Raw genomic sequence first — 18315 nt, 5'->3', positions numbered from 1 at the left:
TCCCGTCCGATCACCGGCCTGGAGGCACGTGGTGCGTCCGACGCGTCGGTCCCCGTCCTGGAACTGCGCGGCCTGCGCAAGGCCTTCGGTGGGCACGAGGTCCTGCGCGGCATCGACCTGACCGTGCACCGGCACGAGGTGATCTGCGTCATCGGGGCGTCCGGCTCCGGGAAGTCGACGCTCCTCAAGACCGTGAACCTGCTCGAGGGCATCGACGACGGCGAGGTGCTGCTGCAGGGCATCGACATCGCCGACCCGCGCATCGACGTCGACGCCACCCGGGCGCGCATCGGCGTCGTCTTCCAGCAGTTCAACCTGTTCCCGCACATGCGCGTCCTCGACAACGTGACGCTCGCGTCCCGTCGGGTGCACGGCGTCCCGCGGGCCGAGGCCGAGGCGACGGCCCGGCGGCTGCTCGAGCGGATCGGACTGTCGGACTTCGCGGACGCGTACCCGGACCGGCTCTCCGGCGGGCAGCAGCAGCGCGTCGCGATCGTGCGTGCGGTGGCGACCTCGCCGGAGCTGCTCCTGCTCGACGAGGTGACGAGCGCGCTCGACCCGCAGCTCGTGGGCGAGGTGCTCGACCTGGTGCGCGAGCTCAAGGAGCAGGGTTCGACGATCCTGATGACCACGCACGAGATGCAGTTCGCCCGGAAGGTCGCCGACCGGATCGTGTTCCTGCACCGCGGCGAGGTCGTCGAGCAGGGCGCCCCGGCCGACGTGCTCGACCGCCCGCAGCACCCCGCCCTCGTCGAGTTCCTGGCGCGCGTCCACGCCTGACCCGGCGTCCCGCGTCCCGCGTTCCGGCGTCTGGCGTTTCGCGAAACGCAACGGTGGCGGTTTCTCGCAGCGGTATGTCGCTGCGAGCAACCGTCGACGTTGCGTCTTGCGGGGGCCCTGCTACGGGCGCAGCAGCACCTTCCCGACCACCGCGCCGTCGCGCACCCGGCGGTGCGCCTCGGCGGCGTCGGCGAGCGGCAGCACGCTGTCCACGACGGGTCGGACGCTGCCGTCGGCGACGAGCGGCCAGACGTGCTCCCGGACCGCGGCGACGATCGCGGCCTTCTCGTCGAGGGGCCGGGCGCGCAGGGTCGTGGCGCTGATCGTCGCGCGCTTCCGCATCATCGCGCCGAAGTCGAGCTCGCCCGTCCTGCCGCTGCCCGCCGCGATGACCGCGATGTGCCCGTTCGGCGCCAGGACGGCGAGGTGCTTCGCCAGGTAGTCCGCGCCGACGACGTCGAGCACGACGTCGACCCCGCGGCCGTCCGTGAACGCCAGGGCCCGCTCGACGAAGTCCTCGGTGCGGTGGTCGACGACCAGGTCCGCGCCGAGCTCCTGCGACGCCCGGACCTTCCGCTCGCCGCCGCTCGTCGCGATCACCCGGACACCCATGGCCTTCGCCAGCAGCACGGCGTGCGAGCCCATCCCGCCGGTGCCGCCGTGCACCAGGAGTGTCTGCCCGGCACGCAGACCCGCGATCATCCCGAGGTTCGACCAGACCGTGCACGCCGCCTCGGGCAGCGCCGCGGCCTCGACCAGGTCGACGCCGTCCGGGACCGGGAGCACCTGCGCCGCCGGGACCGCCACGAGCGAGGCGTACCCGCCGCCGGACAGCAGGGCGCAGACCCGGTCGCCGACCGCGAACCCGGTCACCCCGTCGCCCAGGGCACGGACGGTACCGGAGACCTCGAGGCCGAGCACGTCCGAAGCGCCGGGCGGCGGCGGGTAGTTCCCGGCGACCTGCTGCAGGTCCGCGTTGTTCACCCCGGCCGCGGCGACCTCGACCAGGACCTCGCCGGGACCGGCCACCGGGTCCGGGAGCTCGTCGAGTCGGGGTGCGCCGTCGTGTGCCGTGATCGCCTGCATGCCCTCGACGCTAGCCCCGGGACCCGCGACCACCTGTGCGTCCGCCATGTACCGTCGACGGCGACCCGCGCACGACCGAGGCGCGGGCACGGACTCCAGGGGGACCGACATGGCCAGGAAGACCACCGCACTCGCGACCGCCGCACTCGCCGTCGCACTGCTCGCCGGCTGCTCGGCCGGCGGATCGGGCGGCAACGGCGACGGCAACAGCAGCGGGAGCGGCAGCGGCAGCACGGGACAGAGCAGCGCACCGAAGGCGTCGTCGCAGGCGTCGTCCCAGTCGAAGGCCGAGGCCTGCTCCGCCTTCCAATCGAAGGTCGAGGACGCCGCGAAGGGCCTGCAGTCCCAGGTCTCCGCGCTGCAGTCCGACCCGAACGCCGCCGTCGCGAAGCTCAAGGAGTTCGACCAGTCGCTCTCCGACGGCGTCGACGCCGTGCAGAACACGGACGTGAAGCCGAAGGCCGAGGCGTTCCGCTCCGCCTACGACGAGATGCTCACCCAGATCGAGTCGATCGCGAAGGACCCGAAGTCCGCCGACCTCTCCGCCTTCACCGCGACGACGCAGAAGGTCCAGGACGCGGGCACCGAGTTCCAGAAGGTCTGCACGGCCTGACCCCGGGCCGCACGACGACGCCCCGCCCGGCACCACTGCCGGACGGGGCGTCGCTGCGCCGGGGGAGCGGGGACGCGGCAGACGCGCCGCGCAGGACCCCGCGCCGCGCGCGCCGCTGCGCCCGAGTCTCAGGCCGCAGGCCGTGCGGCGTCGAGCCGGGCGACGTCCTCGTCGCGGAGCTTCACGGTCGCCGCGACGACCGAGTCCAGGATCGACTGCGGCCGGGACGCCCCGGGGATCGGTACGACGACGTCGCTCTTCCGCAGCTCCCACGCGAGCGCGACGACCTGCGGGGACACCCCGCGCTCCCGGGCGATGACCGCGAAGTCCTCGTACGCGGTGCCCAGGTCCGCGGCCTTCGCGATGCCGCCGAGCGGGCTCCAGGGCAGGAACGCGATGCCGAGCTCGTCGCACAGCTCCAGCTCGGGCTCACTCGACCGGAACGCGGGCGAGAACTGGTTCTGCACCGACGCCAGTCGCCCGCCGAGGACCTCGTTCGCCGTGCGGATCTGGTCCGGGTCGGCGTTCGAGATGCCCGCCATCCGGATGACCCCCTCGTCGAGCAGTTCGGCGAGCGCGCCGACCGAGTCGGCGTACGGGACCGCGGGGTCCGGCCGGTGGAACTGGTACAGCCCGACGGCGTCGACGCCGAGTCGCTTCGCCGAGGCCTTCGCCGCCTCCTTGAGGTACTCCGGCCGACCGTCCTGCGCCCACGGCCCCGCCTCGGGGCGCAGGTGCCCGCCCTTCGTGGCGATGAGCACGGCGTCCGTGTCGCCGTGGAACTCGCGCACCGCCTTGGCGATGAGCGTCTCGTTGTGCCCCACCTCGTCGTGGCCGGCCAGGTGGTAGGCATCCGCGGTGTCGATGAGCGTGACGCCCGCCTCGAGCGCCGCGTGGATGGTCGCGATGGACCGCCGTTCGTCGGGTCGGCCCTCGATGGACATGGGCATGCCGCCCAGTCCGATCGCGCTGACCGACACGTCTCCGATGACTCGTTGCTTCATGTGGCCAGCATGCGCCCGTCCGTCCGGTGGGTGCCCAGTGTGCGCACGGCCTGGAGGCACGGTGCCCGTCCCGCGGGTCGGCTCGCGTCCGCCGCCCGGTCCGGTCTGGTCGGGTCCGGGGCACGGGGCCGCTCGGTAGCATCGGCGCGTGGCGTTCCGGTGGTGGCGACGACGGCGTTCCGAGGCGACCCCCGACACGACCACTCCGGTACCGGCACCGGCGCCGGCACCCGTCGCGATCGACCCCGTGGCGCTCGCCGAGACGATCGACGCACTCGTCCTGCCCGGCTTCACCCCGTTCGAGGACGTCGTCGAGACGGTCGTCGAGGTGCACGAGGACGAGGTCGACGACCCGGAGACCCTCCGGCCGGTGGTCGAGCGGGCCGTCCGCGACCGCTGGGCCGCGCGCCTGACCGAGCAGCACGCGTGGGAGCCGGGATCCGGACAGTACGAGCGGCTCCGGGACGCCTTCGCCACGCTCCGCGAGCAGGGCTTCGTGACCGGCATGGCGGTCGGCGTCGACCAGGCCGACGGCGTCGCCGAGTGCGCGGACGCCCGGACGCCGGACCCGACCGCGCCGGACAGGCACCGGGAGTGGGCCTACGTGTTCTTCCACCAGCAGGACGCCGAGCGGCTGGCCGAGCCGACTGCGCTGCTGTACCTGGCCTACGGCGCCTTCCGACCGTCGCCCGACCTCGAGCCGGACCACGTCGCGCTCGCGGAGCAGTCCGCCGACGGGCGGGCCGTCCTGGGCCGGCACAGCCGCGTGAGTGCGGCCTCGGCGGTCGTGGCGGCCCTCGTCGACCACGGGCTCGACGCCGACTGGGACGGGCAGACCACGCAGCGCATCACGGTGCGGATCGACCGCTGGCAGAAGCCCCTGCCCGCCTGAGCCCTCCGACCGTCAGCGCCGTGCCCAGGCGGGGGCGTGCTCCGGCAGCGGCCCGAACGCCACCGCCCGTGCGTAGAGGCCCCGCGCCGGGGGCACCCAGCGGGCGAGGAGCACGGGCAGGAGCGGTGGCCCGTCCTGCAATTGCCCGGCGAAGGCGCGCTCGAACACCACCCGGTGCAGGAACCGCTGCGCCGTCTGCACCAGGACGGTCGGAGGCGTCCGGCGGCGTTGCACGGCCCGGAGCACCGGGTCGAGGGCCCGGCCGCGCAGCCCCTGCCGGAGTGCGGGGACCAGGGCGGTGGCCGTCGCGACCGCGTCCTGCACCGCCAGGTTAATGCCGACCCCGCCGGCCGGGGACATCGCGTGCGCGGCGTCGCCGATGCAGAGCAGCCCGGGACGCCACCAGCGACGGAGCCGGTCGGTCCGGACGTCGAGCACGTGCACGTCGTCCATCGACCGGAGGCCCTCCACCCGGTCGGCGAAGTCCGGTCGCAGCCGCGCGATCCGCGCCCGGAAGGCCTCGACGCCCGCGGCGCGCAGGGCGGCGTCCGACCCCTTCGGTGCGAAGTACGCGACCTGGTGGTACCCCTGCCGCGGGAAGGCGAGCAGGACGTCCCGACCGGTGAAGGCCGGCACGAGCGCGGTCGCGTCGTCGTCCTCGTTGCGGGGCAGCCGGAACCACCACGTGTCGAACCCGACCGGGAAGCGTCGCGGTCGCAGTCCCGCCGCGGCCCGCAACACCGAGTTCCGGCCGTCGCACGCGATGACCACGTCGGCGCGCAGTTCCTCGGGCTCGCCGCCGCCGCGCGGCGTCAGGTGCACGCCGGTGACCAGCCCGTCCTCCACGATCAGGTCGGAGGCCGCGGTGCCCATGGTGATCGAGAACGAGGGCTCCTGGCGCGCCGCGGTGGTGAGCAGGTCGAGCAGGTCCCACTGCGGCACCATCGCAACGTGGTCGTACGGCGGACGGAGCCGCGAGAACTCGCCGAGCACGAGCCGTGACCCGTCCGGCCGGGGCAGCGAGAAGTCGTCGAGGCGCGACTGTGGGAGCGCCCGGAACCGGTCGCCGAGCCCGAGCTCGTCGAGCAGTCGGATGGTCGAGGCGTGCACGGTGTCGCCGCGGAAGTCGCGGTTGAAGTCGTGATGCGACTCGACGACCCGCACGTCGACGCCGGCCCGGGCGACGAGCAGCCCGAGCATCACACCGGCGGGGCCGCCCCCGACGACGGCGACCGACGTCCGCGAGACCCTCACGGTGCTGCGGTCGCGGTCCCTGCCGTCCCGACACCGTCCGCCGCGTCGGCGAACACCACGCCGCCCCAGGTGATCACGGCGATCGCCAGGACGAAGCCGATCGCGGCGATCCACCACGACGAGCGCCGCCGGAGCCAGGCGCCGATCGTCAGCACCACGGTCGCGACGCCGACGACGAAGGCGCCGCCGACCGCGATGGCCGTCCCGCCGAGGTAGCCGCCGGGCGAGCACCCGGTCGCGGCGTCGCACCCGGCGGTGGCGGAGACGAGCGCGATGATGCCGACGACCGCCGTGACGAGCGTCACCACGGCGCCGAACACGAGCAGGAGCACGGTCGACACCCGGTCGGCGATGCGCCCGGCGGGGAACAGCGTCGTCCCGCCGCGCGCCCACTCGGCCCGCTGCTGGGCGTCGCGGTCGTGGGGACCGCCGGTGGGCGAGGACTGCGGCGGACCGCCGGGCACGTTCGACCAGGTCATGGGGACCGGTCTACCGCGCCTCGACCCCGAACGCCTGGGCGAGTCGCTGGATCTTCTGCGCTCGGCCGAGTCGCGGCAGGTCGGAGCCGTCGCGGATCACCCGGCCCCGGGCCTCGAAGTCGTCGAGGAAGTCCTGCGCCCAGGCCACGTCGGTCGGCGTGGGGGAGATGACCTCGTTGATGACCGGGAGCTGCTCGGTGTCCAGGCAGAGCTTGCCGGTCAGGCCGAGGGACACCGCCACCTGCGACTGCTCGCGCAGGATCGCGTGCGCCGACCCGACCGTCGGGCCGTCGATCGGCCCGGGCAGGTCGCCGACGCGGGACGCCACGACGAGCCGGGAGCGCGGGTACGCCATCGCCATCGTGTCGGCGGAGGTGCCGGTGTCACGGCGGTAGTCGCCGGAGCCGAACGCCAGTCGGAAGGCGCCCTGCGCGCGGGCGATCGACGTCGCCTCCTCGATGCCGAGCGCCGACTCGACGAGCGCGATCACGGGCGTGTGGCCGCCGAGCCGGTGCCACGTGTCGGTGACCTGTGCGGGCGACTCGGTCTTCGCGAGCATGACGCCCTGCAGGCCGGGCAGGCCGCGGAGCTCCTCGACGTCGTCCGCCCAGAAGTCCGTCGTGACGTCGTTGATCCGCACCCAGGCCTCACCGCCGCCGGCGAGCCACGAGGCCACCGTCTGGCGGGCGCCCGGCTTGGCGGCGGGGTCGACCGCGTCCTCGACGTCGAGGATGATCTGGTCGGCCCGGGACCGCTGCGCCCGCTCGAACCGGTCGGCGGCGGTGCCGGGGACGAGGAGCCACGAACGGGAGATCTCGGCGGGGACCGATCGACGCCGATCCGGCGCAGGGGTGGACGTGGTGGTGCGGTCGTCGATGGCCATGTCCACGTTGGTACCACACGCGGGTGGCCGGGGAGCCCGACCGTCCCGGGGCGGCCCGGAATCCCGGAAACCTCGGTTCATTGCCAGAGAGGGCGGTCGCTTCCGCCTACAGTGTCCGATGTGTGGCGAGCGGACAGGGTGACCGACGACGAGGGCGACGCGAACGGCGACGTCCCCGCGCGCGGTCGCGCCGTGCCCGCCGACGGCCGGGGGGAGCAGGACGACCAGCAGGTGGAGCAGGGAGCGAACGTCGTGACGGACGAACCGGACCGGACCCTGCGGCCGGAGCTGCAGCTCACGAGTCCGCAGGCGATCAGCCTGGGTGATCCGCGCCTCCAGGCCGGCAACGCCGCGGAACCCGCGTGGGACGCGTGGCGGAAGCAGCTGACCGGGGTCGGCGGCGTCAGCCCGCTCACGCACTTCAGCGACCACCCGCGCACCCGCATCGAGCTCTCGACCACCCACCCGGGTGGCCTCGCGCAGTTCATCACCGGCAAGACCACCCTGCTCTCCAGCCTGATCCGCGACGAGGTGGCGCTCCGCGCCGCCCGCGTCGCCGCCGCCCGGGTCGAGGAGAAGGGCACCGAGCTCGCCACGGTCCGCGGCATCGACGCGGTCGAACTCGGCATCGGCATGGCCGACTGGACGCACGCCGACGAGCACTTCCGCGGCCCCGTGCTGCTCCGCCCGCTGGCCATCCGACGCCACGGCCGCGACTTCGAGGTCCGCCTGCTCGGCGAACCCGTCCTCAACCCGGGCCTCGCCGACGCCCTGCACGAGCAGTACGGCGTGATCCTCGACGCGCAGTCCTTCGTCGCGCTCGCGCAGCAGGACGGCTCGTTCACGCCGAACCCGGTCATCGACCGGCTGCGCGGCCTGACCGCGCACATCCCCGGCTTCTCGGTGCACGCGCGCCTGGTCGTGTCGACCTTCGCCGAGGTCGCGAGCGGCCTGGTCGAGGACACCGAGGACCTGTCGCACCCGGTCCTCGACGCCCTCGCCGGCAACCCGAGCGCCAAGTGGCAGGTCGAGCAGTCGTACCACCCGGTCGAGCAGACGCCGTCCGACGAGCGCAGCCCCGAGACGGACACGCTCCTGCTCGACGCCGACGACGAGCAGGAGAACGTGATCGCGCAGATCACGGCCGGCAACTCGATCGTCGTGAAGACCCTCCCCGGCACCGGTGGCACGCAGACCATCGTGAACGCCCTCGGCGGGCTCGTCGCGGCGAACAAGCGCGTCCTCGTGGTCAGCCCGCGTCGCGCGACCCTGCGGGGGATCGCCGCGCGCTTCGCCGAGGTGCAGCTCCCCGGGGTCGCCGTCACACCGTCCACGCTCCGACGCGACGTCGTCCGCGCGATCGCCCGGAACGAGAAGGCGTCCAGGCCGAACCTCCGCGAGGTCGACGACGCCCTGGTCCGGCTCCGCAAGGTCCTCACGGACTACCGCGGCTCGCTGACCCGGGTCGACCCGCACTTCCGCGTCTCCGTGCTCGACTGCCTGGTCGAGCTCTCGCGGCTCTCGCTCCTGCCGGTGCCGCCGTCGACGACCGCGCGCCTGTCGTCCACCTCGGTGACGAGCATGGTCGAGGGCCGTTCGCGCGTCGCCGAGACCATGGTCAGCGCCGCGAACCTCGGTGAGTTCCGCTACGGTCCCGACGACTCGCCCTGGTACGGCGCGAAGTTCGGCTCGAGCGACGGGGCGCAGCGGGCGCACCGCACCGCGCAGGACCTCGACGCCGACGGGCTGCCGACGCTGCTCCGGCGCGCGCAGGACCTCGTGGCCTCGACGCACATGCGGCAGTTCACGACCATCAACGAGCTCGGCATCTACCTCCGCCTGCTCACCGAGATCCGGGACACGCTCGACCGCTTCCTGCCCGTCGTGTTCGACCGCTCGGTCGCCGAGCTCGTCGCCGCCACCGCCCCGCGCGGCGAGGGCGCCCCGATGTCGTCCACGAACCGGCGCCGGCTGAAGAAGCTCGCGCGCGAGTACGTCCGCCCGGGTGTGCACGTGTCCGACCTGCACGAGGCCCTGACCCGCGTGCAGCAGCAGCGCGTGCTCTGGCAGCGCTACGTCGCCGCCGGCGTGAACCCCGAGGTGCCCACGGGCATCGGGGACGTCCAGGTGCTCTTCTCGAACGTCGTGCAGGACCTCGCGCGCCTGGACGAGCCGCTCGGCCGCACGTCGCGCGAGACCCAGCTGGCCAACCTGCCCATCGACGAGCTCGTCCCCACGATCGCGCGCCTGGCCGAGGAGTCCGACGTCCTGCACAACCTGCAGGAGCGCACCGAGCTCATGCAGACCCTGCGCGACCTGCAGCTCGAGCCGCTCATCACCGACCTGGCGAACCGCCACGTCCCGGACACCCAGGTGCCCGCCGAGCTCGAGCTCGCGTGGTGGCAGTCCGCCCTCGAGACCATGCTCGAGTCCGACCGGGCGCTGCTCGGTGGCAACACCGACATGCTCGACCGCGTCGAGGCGGACTTCCGGCTCGTCGACGACGCGCACGCCGCCGGGGTGTCCCAGGGTCTGGCGTGGCAGCTCGCCGAGAACTGGAAGGTCGGTCTCGTCGACTGGCCGGAAGAGGCGACCGCACTCCGCACCCAGCTCAAGGAGGGCGCGATCACCTCGCGCCTGCTCCAGGACTCCGCGCCGCACCTGTCCCGGTCGATCGCGCCCGTGTGGCTCGCATCGCCGTACGAGGTCGCGCAGATCGCCGACACGATGCCGTTCGACACGGTCATCCTGGTCGACGCCGGCGCCGTCACGATCGCCGAGACCGTCGGCGCGATCCGTCGCGCCCGGCAGACGGTCGCGTTCGGCGACCCGGTGACGCAGACGCCGTCGCCGTTCCGCATCGCCGTCGACCCCGACCACCGCGCCCTGCAGGTGGACGAGGGCACGCTCGACGCCCTGCACGCCGACTCCGCGCTCGCGAAGCTCTCCACGCTGCTGCCGACCCTGTCACTCACGCGGTCGTACCGCGCCGGCGGCGAGGACCTCGCCGAGCTCGTGAACCGGCGCTTCTACGGCGGCCGCATCGAGTCGCTGCCGTGGGCCGGGTCGTTCCTCGGGCACGGGTCGATCGCGATCGACTACGTCAGCGACGGTAAGGCGGTCCCGGACCCGGAGTCCGGCGCGGTCGAGAGCGTCGATGCCGAGGTGGACCGCGTCGTCCGGCTCGTCATGGAGCACGCCCGCACCCGGCCGTCCGAGTCGCTCATGGTCATCACGGCCTCCGCGAAGCACGCCGTCCGCGTCGAGCAGGCGGTCCTGACGGCCGCGCAGGGACACAAGGACCTCACCGAGTTCGTCATCGGCGACCGGGCCGAGCCGTTCATCGTCGCGACCCTCGAGCAGTCGGTCGCGCAGAGCCGCGACCGCGTCGTGTTCTCCATCGGCTACGGCCGGACGCCGCACGGCCGGGTCCTCCGCGACTTCGGGGCGCTCGGCAAGCCGGGCGGGGAGCGCCTGCTCGCCGTCGCGATGACCCGTGCGCGCCGCTCGATGGTCATCGTCACGTGCTTCCAGCCGTCCGACATCGAGGCCGAGCGGATGGGCCACGGCACCGTCGCCCTGGCCGAGATCCTGGCAGAGGTCCGCGCCCGCACGACCGCCGAGTACGTGCCGGACGACTCCGACCCGCTGCTCGTCGACCTGGCCCGACGCCTCGAGATGCGCGGCATCCCGGTGGCACTCGGGCACCGCGGGAAGCTCGGCCTGGTGGCCGCGCACGGCGGGGTCTGCGTCACGATCGAGACCGACGCCTCGCTCGTCCGCGGGTCGCTCCGCGAGAGCCTGCGGCTCCGTCCCGAGGTGCTCCGTCGACTCGGCTGGCACTACGTGCGCGTGCACGCCTTCCAGCTGTTCTCCGACCCGGACCGCGTCGCGGACACGGTCGCGTCGGTGCTCGGCGTCGACCGCGGGGCCACCCAGGAGATCAGCATCCCGCCGATCCCGGCCCGCCGATGAGCCGCAGGGCGCACCGGCCCGCGGGGCCGGTGACGCCCGACACGGACCAGCTGGTGGGCACGTGGACGCGGGCCGACGACGCGGCGGACGCCGTGCCTCCCGTCCGACCAGCGACTGACGGACCGGAGACGGCGGACCGGACGGGAGGCACGGCGCGACCCCGCAGGCGCGTCACCACCCAGCCGGTGCCGGGCAGCGACCCCGCTCCCGCACCGGAACCGCCGCGGCACCGCACGGGGGAGAACGACGACCAGCTCCGCCGCGACGTCCCCCCGCACTGGTGACGGGTAGCCTGGGACGCGATGACTGACACCGTGCGGCAGCGCCCCGACTGGCAGACGTGGCCGAACCTGATCACGGTGGTCCGCTTCCTGCTGATCCCGGTGTTCATCGGGCTCGTCGTCGCACACCACTCGGGCTGGGCCCTGGTGACCCTCGTCGTCCTCGGCGTGAGCGACTGGGCGGACGGGTTCATCGCGCGGAGGTTCGACCAGGGCTCGAAGCTCGGCAAGGCCCTCGACCCGATCGCCGACCGGCTCGCCATCATCGCGATCGTGCTGTCGCTCGTGCTCGTCGGACTGCTGCCGTGGCCGAGCGTCGCGATCATCGTGCTCGTCGACGCGGTGCTGGCGCTGCTGTCCGGGCTGTGGTTCCGGGGCGACCCCGACCTCGACGTCACCTGGACCGGCAAGGTGCGCTCGGCCCTGCTGTTCGTCGGCCTGCCGCTGCTGCTGTTCTCGTCGACGTCGTTCGCGGCCGGTCACGACTGGGTGCGGGTCACCGCGCTCGTGTTCGTCTGGGCGGGGACGATCGGACACGTCGTCGCGGGCGTGCAGTACGCCAGGGCCCTCGCCGCGAAGCACCGCGCGGAGTCCCGCGCGCGCTGACGCGCCGCCCGCCATCGCGGGCGGATCGAACCACGAAACCGACGTGGAACCAGCACACGTGCATGGTTCGACGTCGGTTCCGTGGTTCGGAGCGGGGCGACCGCGGCGGCCCAGCGCGCTACAGCTTGGTCGTGCCGGCGATCCCCGGACCCTCGGGCGCGGTCGACGGGGCCACGTGCGCACCGCCACCCGTGCCGACCGCGGCGCCGTTCTGCGTGCGCAGCAGGTCGCGGATCTCGAGCAGCACCTCGACGTCCGTGGGCGGGACGTCCTGCGGCGTCTGCTCCTGGTTCTTCTGCACCCGCTCGAAGGCGAGCTTCTTGAGGTGGTTCACCGGGAGCACGAGTGCGAAGTACACGACCGCCGCGACGATGACGAAGTTGATGACCGCGCCGATCACCGCGCCGAAGTACATCACCGCCTCGCCGCCCGAGACGGTCGGGATCGCGACGGGCAGCGCCTTGTCCAGGCTCGACGCGTTGAAGACCGCGCCGATCGCCGGGTTGATGACGGCGTTGACGATCGCGGTCACGATGGCGGTGAACGCCGCACCGATGACGACCGCGACGGCCAGGTCGATGACGTTCCCGCGGAGCAGGAACTCCTTGAAGCCCTTCACGCGGGCCTCCTTCCGTGTCGAGGAGACCCCACCGTACCGACGGAGACGAGTCCTCGTCAGGAGGCGCTGGGCGCGGCCGGCTTCGACTCGGTCTTCTTCGGTGCGGCCTTCGACGTGCTCGACGAGGAGTCACCGGACGACGAGCCGCCGGACGACGAGCCGCCGGACGACGAGCCACCCGACGACGAGCCACCGGACGAGGGCGTCGACCGCGAGTCGGTGCGGTAGAAGCCGCCGCCGTTGAACGTCACGCCGACGGGGGAGAAGACCTTGCGCAGGACGCCCCCGCACACCGGGCACTCGGTGAGTGCGGCGTCGGAGAACGACTGCTTGACGTCGAAGGCGTTGTCGCACGCGGTGCAGCGGTACGAGTAGGTGGGCACCCTAGCTCCGGAAGGTGATGATGCGCGACGGCGTGATGATGCCGTCGACGGGTTCGTCGTGGGCCTCGCGCGGGACCTCGTCGAGGTACTCCGCGTCGAAGATCACAGCATAGACGGGCGGACGGTTCGCCATGGACCCGAGCGTCTTGTCGTAGTAGCCGCGGCCCCAGCCCATCCGGCAGCCGTCCTTCCCGACGGCGGCCGCGGGGGTCAGGATCGCGTCGACGTCGCCGAGCGCGAGCGGGGAGAGCACCTCGCCGACGACCTCGGGCATGCCGGACAGGCCCTCGCGCTCGGACTCGCCGTCGCCGACGGCCCAGTCGAGCAAGCCGTCCTCGCGGGTCACCGGCAGGAGCACCCGCACGCCGTGCTCGTGCGCCCAGTTCAGGAACGGTCGCACGTCGGGCTCGTCCGGCGCCGACAGGTACAGCGCGAGGGACCGGACCTGCCGTTCTTCGACGAAGCGCTGCAGGGTCGTGGTCAGGGCGCGGCTGTCGCCGTCCCGTTCGGTCGCGGTCCGGGTGCGCCGGCGCTGCCGGAGCTCGGCCCGCAGGGCTCGCTTCTCGTTCCCGAGGTCGGCGGTCATGGCGAGGAGTCTAGCGAGCGGGCACGATGCGGCTTCCCGCCGCTCGGCGCGGGAAGCCGTGTCCCCAGCAGTGACGACATGCCCCGTGCAGGGGTCATCCGATACGTTCGACGGCATGGGCTTCCAGATTTCGAAGGCGGTGATCCCGGCCGCAGGCCTGGGCACGCGCTTCCTCCCCGCGACCAAGGCGATGCCGAAGGAGATGCTCCCGGTCGTCGACAAGCCGGCGATCCAGTACGTGGTGGAAGAGGCCGTCGGCGCCGGACTCACCGACGTCCTGATGATCACCGGGCGCAACAAGAACGCGCTCGAGAACCACTTCGACCACGTGTCCGAGCTCGAGGAGACCCTGAAGAAGAAGGGCGACCACGAGAAGCTCCAGAAGGTCAACCAGTCGACCGACCTCGCCGACATGCACTACGTCCGCCAGGGCGACCCGCTCGGCCTCGGCCACGCGGTGCTCCGGGCCAAGATGCACGTCGGGCGCGAGCCGTTCGCGGTCCTGCTCGGTGACGACATCATCGACGCCCGCGACCCGCTGCTCAAGCGCATGATCGAGGTCCAGGGCGAGAAGAACGCGACCGTGGTCGCGCTCCTCGAGGTCCCGGCCTCGCAGACCCACATGTACGGCATCGCGACGGTCGAGGAGACCGACACCGACGACGTCGTGAAGATCACCGGCCTGGTCGAGAAGCCCCCGCAGGGCGAAGCCCCCTCGAACCTCGCCATCATCGGCCGCTACGTCATCCGCCCCGAGGTCTTCGACGTCCTCGAGAAGCAGGAGCCGGGCAAGGGCGGCGAGATCCAGCTCACCGACGCCCTCATGAAGATGGCCGGCGCCGAGGAGTGGACCGGCGGCGTGTACGGCGTCGTGTTCCGTGGACGTCGGTACGACACCGGTGACAAACTCGACTACATCAAGGCGATCGTGCAGCTCGCCTCGGACCGCGATGACCTCGGCCCCGACCTCAAGTCGTGGCTCAAGGAGTTCAACGCGGGCGAATAGCCGACCCCGTGCGAACGGGTCCGGGGGTCCTCCCCGGGCCCGTTCGTGCATCCACCCGGCCGACCACCGGGTACCGGAGGAACCACAGCGATGACGACGATCCCGACCCTGTCCCACAGGCGGGTCACCATCCGGCCCCTCCGCCTCCGGGACACGCGCGACCTCGACGTCGCCCTGGCCTCGAACCGCAGCTGGCTCCGGACGTGGGAGGCCACGAACCCGTCCGGCCACGTGTCGACGGACGTCCGCGGCAGCATCCGCGCGCTGCAGGCCAACGCCCGCGCCGGGCTCGGGCTCCCGTTCGCGATGGAGCTCGACGGTCGCTTCGTCGGCCAGCTCAACGTGTCCGGCATCTCCTACGGCTCCCTCGCGAGCGCGTCGATCGGCTACTGGGTCGTCGAGGACGCCGCCGGACACAACGTGACCCCGATCGCCGTCGCGATGGCCGTCGACCACTGCTTCCGGGTCGTCGGCATCCACCGCATCGAGATCTGCATCCGTCCGGAGAACGCCCCGAGCCTGCGGGTCGTCGAGAAGCTCGGCTTCCGGTACGAGGGACTCCGCCGCCGCTACATCCACATCAACGGCGACTGGCGCGACCACTTCTGCTTCGCCCTGGTCGCAGAAGAGGTCCGCGAGGGCGTCCTCGACCGCTGGGTCGCGGGTCGCGTCCCGGCCGGCGTCGGCAGCGTGCCGCTGGCGGCCCGCGACGAGGCCGCCATGCCGCTCGACACCCGTCCCCGCATCCAGTGACCGCGCGCATCCAGTGACGGCCGGGATGCACGCCCCGCCTCCACCGGATCCGTCGCGACCCGCGCAACACGCGACCGGCAATCACCCGCCAGGGGAACCCGCACCCCTACCGTTGCCCCATGGCAGGTATCGGCTCCTGGGGCGGCGGCATCGTCCTGCTCATCGCGGCCGTGCTCTGGGTCGTCTACCTGATGCCCTCGTGGGCCGCCCGACGCCAGTACCTCGCCACCGAGCGCAACGCCATCCGGCTGCAGCAGACCCTCCGCATCCTCGCCCAGACCGCTGAGCTGCCGGACGAGGTCCGCGTCGAGATGAACGCCCGGTCGCTGGCCGAGGCGCAGCGCGTCGCGCGGTCCGAGGAAGCGAAGCGCGCCGCGATCGTCCGCGCCCACGAGGCTGCTCGGCAGCGTGAGATCACCCGGCGACTCGCCGAGCAGCAGCCCCAGCTCGAGCGCGTGTCGGCCGTCCCCGCACTGACCGCCCGTCGGATGCGACGGTCCCGGCTCGGCGCGACGACCTTCGGCGCGATCGGCCTCGTCGTCGCGCTCGTCGTCCTCGTCGCCGCACCGTCCGCGTGGCTCGTCGCGGTCGCCGGACTCGTCGCGGCCGGAGCGTCCGCCGCGGTCCTCGCCCAGCTGCACCAGGTCGCCCAGGCGCGGAAGGCGCGTGCCGCAGCCGGCGCTGCCGACGCGAGCCGTGCCTCCCGGCCGTCGACCACGTGGACGGACCCGGCGCCGCCGCTGCCCACGGAACAGCAGACGGAGCCCACGCGCGACCGCACCTGGACTCCGCCGGCCGCCGTCCCGAAGCCGCTCTACGTCGAGCGCCCCGCCGCACCGACCCCCTCGCCGGAGTCGTCCGCGGAGCTCGCCGCACGGCTGCGGGAGCGCGTCGCCGCGGCGAAGGCCGAGGCGGACGCCGAGGCCGCGGCGATCCGCGCCGCTGAGACGGACCCCTCGCTCGCCCGGGTGTCGCGGATGCGGCCGGACGTCGAGGAAGCGGTCGCCTCGCTCTCCGCGCACGACCAGGGCCGGCTCGCCGAGCGGCTCGGACTGCGGGCGCCCGCGCCGGAGCCGCGCGGGCAGGAGACCGCCGCTGCCCCGACCGCCGAGCCCGTGGCGGAACCGGCTCCGCCGAGCCGCTGGGCGGGCATGGGCGTGCTCGACGAGGACGGCTTCCAGCAGGCCGACCTCGACGCGATCATGCGTCGCCGTCGCGCGGTCTGACCAGCGTCCACTCCGCGGCACGCCCGAGCGGGTCGGACCGATTTCGGATCGTCGACGACGTGGTGCTAGTGTGGTCGAGCACTCGGGGCTATGGCGCAGTTGGTAGCGCGTCTCGTTCGCAATGAGAAGGTCAGGGGTTCGAATCCCCTTAGCTCCACTCGAGTGCAGAAGGCCACCCCGCGGGGTGGCCTTCTGTGTTTCCCGGGCTGTGCTTCCCGGGCCGCCGGCTCAGCTCGCGATGCTGTCCGTCAGGATGCCTGCCTGGGTGAGCTCGGCGTGGATCGCGTTCGCTGCCTGCTCGAACGCGCGGTTGCCGCGGGAGATCCCGATCGCGCCGCCCTTCAGCGCGGACTTGCCGGAACCGCGGAGCAGTCGCGCGACGGTGCGTCCGTCGGGCGTGACCATCACCTGCACGTCGAGCCGGGTGTGGAACGTGCGGTCGTTCGCGAGGCCGCCGATGAGCAGGGTGAGGCCGAGGCTGCCGCGGGTGGCCTGCAGGGCACCCTGCTCACCGTCGACGACGGCGTAGCCCTCGCGGACGAGCGCCTCGCGGACGCGGGCTCGGGTGGACTCGGGGTCGGCGGCGACGAAGAAGTCGTGGCTCTCGGGCATGGTCTGATCCTTCCGGTGCTGGTCGGCTTGCTACCGGTGATCCTGCCGTACCGTCGCCTACCCTGGACAGGTCATGTCTTCCTCGTTCACGCGTCGTTCGCTGCTCTCGCTCGCCGGTGTCGCCGGCATCGGCCTCGCCGTGGCCGCCTGCTCCCGTGGTGGGGACGGCGGTGGCGACGTCGCATCTGGCCCCACCAGCGCCGCCTCGGGCCGTGCGTCCGGCGGGTCCGGCAGCGCGGCCGGCACGGCGACACCCGCGGCCTCCTCGCTCGAGCCGGCGCAGGTGCCGCTCGCCGGCGGGGTCACGGTCACGATCGCGGGGACCGGCCTCGGTGCCGTCCGGGGGGTCACGGTCGGTGGGGTCGCCGCGCGGGACGTGCAGGCCTCGGCGACCAAGGTGACCTTCACGGCCCCGCACCAGGCGATGTACACCGCCGGAGCCGCGGACGTCGCCCTCTTCACCACCGCGATCGAGCCGTCACCGTCCGCGAACCGCTCGTCCGACGGCAACGGCAGCGCCGCGAACGACGGCCAGGCGGGGGCGACGCAGGACGACGTCACCGCGACGCCGACGCCGACCGCCGCACCCGTGCCGGACGCGTCGACCGCCGTCGCGACGAGCTCGCTGACGTACGCGGCCCTGACCGACGTGGACCGGCAGCTCGAGTACGCGATGGCGCACTGGGAGGACTACAACACCGCCGAGTACGGCACCATGAACCCGATCGGCGGCGACTGCGCGAACTACGTCAGCCAGACGCTGATCGCGCGCGGGTGGCAGCAGCGGAGCGACTGGTACAACCGGGACGGCGGCGCGCAGCACAGCGCGACGTGGACCTACTGCCCGTCGATGGACCCGTGGCTCAGCGCGAACGCATCGACGTTCGGCCTCACCCGCCGGTCCCTCGACGAGCGCAGCAAGGTCAAGGTCGGCGACATCGTCTTCTACGACTGGAACGCGAACCAGTCACCCGACCACGTGACGATCGTGTCCGAGGTGTTCACCGAGCCGGACGGCACCGTCCGCATCAAGTCGGCGAGCCACAACCAGGACGGGCCCTACCGGGACCTCGACGAGATGATCACCGTGCAGCACCCGGGCGGCACCGCCTGGTTCCACACGTTCGACGCGTAGCCGCCGCCGCGCGCGCGTTCGGGCGGGCCGCCGGGCCGCCGCGGGCGCCCGCACAACCGGAAGCACGCCGCGCCACGGAACTCAGTTGTTCGGCGTGCTTCCCGTTGTGCGCAGACACGCCGAACAAGCCGCGGCCCGCCCC

The 18315-nt window shown here is 73.0% G+C and carries 18 protein-coding genes and 1 tRNA gene; 10 read left to right on the top strand and 9 right to left on the bottom strand.

Annotated elements, in window-relative coordinates; translation table 11 throughout:
• Positions 1 to 9: 9 nt before the first annotated feature.
• On the top strand, positions 10 to 780 hold the full coding sequence (locus LQK89_RS14410; protein ID WP_442874068.1) for an amino acid ABC transporter ATP-binding protein: 771 nt from the start codon (positions 10 to 12) through the stop codon (positions 778 to 780).
• 120 nt (positions 781 to 900) lie between these two features.
• On the opposite strand, the gene LQK89_RS14405 is transcribed toward LQK89_RS14410, so the two are convergent.
• Positions 901 to 1866 carry an NAD(P)H-quinone oxidoreductase gene (locus LQK89_RS14405; protein ID WP_231049516.1) on the bottom strand — a complete coding sequence of 322 codons (966 nt, stop codon included), beginning with the start codon at positions 1864 to 1866 and terminating at the stop codon, positions 901 to 903.
• Between the two features lie 109 nt (positions 1867 to 1975).
• Between LQK89_RS14405 and LQK89_RS14400 the strand changes: the two genes are divergently transcribed.
• Positions 1976 to 2479 carry a hypothetical protein gene (locus tag LQK89_RS14400; protein ID WP_231049515.1) on the top strand — a complete coding sequence of 168 codons (504 nt, stop codon included), beginning with the start codon at positions 1976 to 1978 and terminating at the stop codon, positions 2477 to 2479.
• A 128-nt stretch (positions 2480 to 2607) separates the two neighbouring features.
• Here the strand turns inward: LQK89_RS14400 and LQK89_RS14395 are convergent, their stop codons facing one another.
• Positions 2608 to 3483 (bottom strand): aldo/keto reductase, encoded by an 876-nt coding sequence (locus LQK89_RS14395; protein WP_141862935.1) that lies wholly within the window; start codon positions 3481 to 3483, stop codon positions 2608 to 2610.
• A gap of 148 nt (positions 3484 to 3631) precedes the next feature.
• On the opposite strand from LQK89_RS14395, the gene LQK89_RS14390 reads away from it, so the two are divergent.
• Entirely contained in the window at positions 3632 to 4375 is a 744-nt protein-coding gene (locus LQK89_RS14390; protein ID WP_231049514.1) for a DUF6891 domain-containing protein, read from the top strand.
• Positions 4376 to 4387: 12 nt separating this feature from the next.
• Here LQK89_RS14390 and LQK89_RS14385 read toward each other — a convergent pair whose 3' ends face one another.
• The 3 genes from LQK89_RS14385 to LQK89_RS14375 are packed head-to-tail and all read right to left on the bottom strand — an operon-like array spanning position 4388 to position 6991.
• Positions 4388 to 5629, bottom strand: a complete 1242-nt coding sequence (locus LQK89_RS14385) for an FAD-dependent oxidoreductase (RefSeq protein ID WP_231049513.1) — start codon at positions 5627 to 5629, stop codon at positions 4388 to 4390.
• Positions 5626 to 6108 carry a DUF6264 family protein gene (locus LQK89_RS14380; RefSeq protein WP_231049512.1) on the bottom strand — a complete coding sequence of 161 codons (483 nt, stop codon included), beginning with the start codon at positions 6106 to 6108 and terminating at the stop codon, positions 5626 to 5628. The genes LQK89_RS14385 and LQK89_RS14380 overlap by 4 nt, the downstream gene beginning before the upstream one ends.
• A gap of 10 nt (positions 6109 to 6118) precedes the next feature.
• On the bottom strand, positions 6119 to 6991 hold the full coding sequence (locus tag LQK89_RS14375) for an HpcH/HpaI aldolase/citrate lyase family protein (protein WP_058743103.1): 873 nt from the start codon (positions 6989 to 6991) through the stop codon (positions 6119 to 6121).
• A 138-nt stretch (positions 6992 to 7129) separates the two neighbouring features.
• Between LQK89_RS14375 and LQK89_RS14370 the strand changes: the two genes are divergently transcribed.
• Positions 7130 to 10966, top strand: a complete 3837-nt coding sequence (locus LQK89_RS14370) for an ATP-binding protein (RefSeq protein WP_058743104.1) — start codon at positions 7130 to 7132, stop codon at positions 10964 to 10966.
• 302 nt (positions 10967 to 11268) lie between these two features.
• Positions 11269 to 11853 carry a CDP-alcohol phosphatidyltransferase family protein gene (locus LQK89_RS14365; protein WP_058743105.1) on the top strand — a complete coding sequence of 195 codons (585 nt, stop codon included), beginning with the start codon at positions 11269 to 11271 and terminating at the stop codon, positions 11851 to 11853.
• A gap of 118 nt (positions 11854 to 11971) precedes the next feature.
• On the opposite strand, the gene mscL is transcribed toward LQK89_RS14365, so the two are convergent.
• The 3 genes from mscL to LQK89_RS14350 are packed head-to-tail and all read right to left on the bottom strand — an operon-like array spanning position 11972 to position 13441.
• Positions 11972 to 12472, bottom strand: coding sequence for a large conductance mechanosensitive channel protein MscL (gene mscL, locus LQK89_RS14360; RefSeq protein ID WP_058743106.1), 501 nt, complete (start codon positions 12470 to 12472; stop codon positions 11972 to 11974).
• A gap of 56 nt (positions 12473 to 12528) precedes the next feature.
• The gene (locus LQK89_RS14355) at positions 12529 to 12855 is read right to left on the bottom strand and encodes an FmdB family zinc ribbon protein (protein WP_175325293.1); all 327 of its coding nucleotides are present in this window, start codon (positions 12853 to 12855) and stop codon (positions 12529 to 12531) included.
• 1 nt (position 12856) lies between these two features.
• Positions 12857 to 13441, bottom strand: a complete 585-nt coding sequence (locus LQK89_RS14350) for a 5-formyltetrahydrofolate cyclo-ligase (RefSeq protein WP_174777482.1) — start codon at positions 13439 to 13441, stop codon at positions 12857 to 12859.
• 115 nt (positions 13442 to 13556) lie between these two features.
• Between LQK89_RS14350 and galU the strand changes: the two genes are divergently transcribed.
• The 4 genes from galU to LQK89_RS14330 all read left to right on the top strand — a co-directional run bounded on the left by galU (position 13557) and on the right by LQK89_RS14330 (position 16583).
• Positions 13557 to 14447, top strand: coding sequence for a UTP--glucose-1-phosphate uridylyltransferase GalU (gene galU / locus LQK89_RS14345; protein ID WP_096900522.1), 891 nt, complete (start codon positions 13557 to 13559; stop codon positions 14445 to 14447).
• A gap of 90 nt (positions 14448 to 14537) precedes the next feature.
• Positions 14538 to 15200 (top strand): GNAT family N-acetyltransferase, encoded by a 663-nt coding sequence (locus LQK89_RS14340; RefSeq protein ID WP_231049511.1) that lies wholly within the window; start codon positions 14538 to 14540, stop codon positions 15198 to 15200.
• Between the two features lie 119 nt (positions 15201 to 15319).
• A complete protein-coding gene (locus LQK89_RS14335; protein ID WP_058743111.1) occupies positions 15320 to 16426 on the top strand; it encodes a hypothetical protein in 1107 nt (368 codons plus the stop codon).
• A gap of 84 nt (positions 16427 to 16510) precedes the next feature.
• Positions 16511 to 16583, top strand: a tRNA-Ala gene (locus LQK89_RS14330).
• Between the two features lie 71 nt (positions 16584 to 16654).
• Here the strand turns inward: LQK89_RS14330 and LQK89_RS14325 are convergent.
• Positions 16655 to 17038 (bottom strand): hypothetical protein, encoded by a 384-nt coding sequence (locus LQK89_RS14325; protein WP_058742091.1) that lies wholly within the window; start codon positions 17036 to 17038, stop codon positions 16655 to 16657.
• Positions 17039 to 17111: 73 nt separating this feature from the next.
• On the opposite strand from LQK89_RS14325, the gene LQK89_RS14320 reads away from it, so the two are divergent.
• Positions 17112 to 18173, top strand: coding sequence for an amidase domain-containing protein (locus LQK89_RS14320; protein ID WP_231049510.1), 1062 nt, complete (start codon positions 17112 to 17114; stop codon positions 18171 to 18173).
• The last annotated feature ends 142 nt before the right edge of the window (positions 18174 to 18315 follow it).

The sequence above is a fragment of the Curtobacterium sp. C1 genome (genome assembly GCF_021049325.1).
In the GTDB taxonomy this organism is placed as follows: domain Bacteria; phylum Actinomycetota; class Actinomycetes; order Actinomycetales; family Microbacteriaceae; genus Curtobacterium; species Curtobacterium citreum.
Note: the sequence above shows the minus strand (reverse complement) of the source record. Positions and strands in the feature narration are given on the sequence as shown.

Bases quoted from the DNA above. Each gene is read 5' to 3' on its own strand.
- LQK89_RS14405 (WP_231049516.1), bottom strand. From the start codon at position 1,866: ATGCAGGCGATCACGGCACACGACGGCGCACCCCGACTCGACGAGCTC.
- LQK89_RS14400 (WP_231049515.1), top strand. From the start codon at position 1,976: ATGGCCAGGAAGACCACCGCACTCGCGACCGCCGCACTCGCCGTCGCA.
- LQK89_RS14395 (WP_141862935.1), bottom strand. From the start codon at position 3,483: ATGAAGCAACGAGTCATCGGAGACGTGTCGGTCAGCGCGATCGGACTG.
- LQK89_RS14380 (WP_231049512.1), bottom strand. From the start codon at position 6,108: ATGACCTGGTCGAACGTGCCCGGCGGTCCGCCGCAGTCCTCGCCCACC.
- LQK89_RS14375 (WP_058743103.1), bottom strand. From the start codon at position 6,991: ATGGCCATCGACGACCGCACCACCACGTCCACCCCTGCGCCGGATCGG.
- LQK89_RS14365 (WP_058743105.1), top strand. From the start codon at position 11,269: ATGACTGACACCGTGCGGCAGCGCCCCGACTGGCAGACGTGGCCGAAC.
- LQK89_RS14350 (WP_174777482.1), bottom strand. From the start codon at position 13,441: ATGACCGCCGACCTCGGGAACGAGAAGCGAGCCCTGCGGGCCGAGCTC.
- galU (WP_096900522.1), top strand. From the start codon at position 13,557: ATGGGCTTCCAGATTTCGAAGGCGGTGATCCCGGCCGCAGGCCTGGGC.
- LQK89_RS14340 (WP_231049511.1), top strand. From the start codon at position 14,538: ATGACGACGATCCCGACCCTGTCCCACAGGCGGGTCACCATCCGGCCC.
- LQK89_RS14335 (WP_058743111.1), top strand. From the start codon at position 15,320: ATGGCAGGTATCGGCTCCTGGGGCGGCGGCATCGTCCTGCTCATCGCG.
- LQK89_RS14325 (WP_058742091.1), bottom strand. From the start codon at position 17,038: ATGCCCGAGAGCCACGACTTCTTCGTCGCCGCCGACCCCGAGTCCACC.
- LQK89_RS14320 (WP_231049510.1), top strand. From the start codon at position 17,112: ATGTCTTCCTCGTTCACGCGTCGTTCGCTGCTCTCGCTCGCCGGTGTC.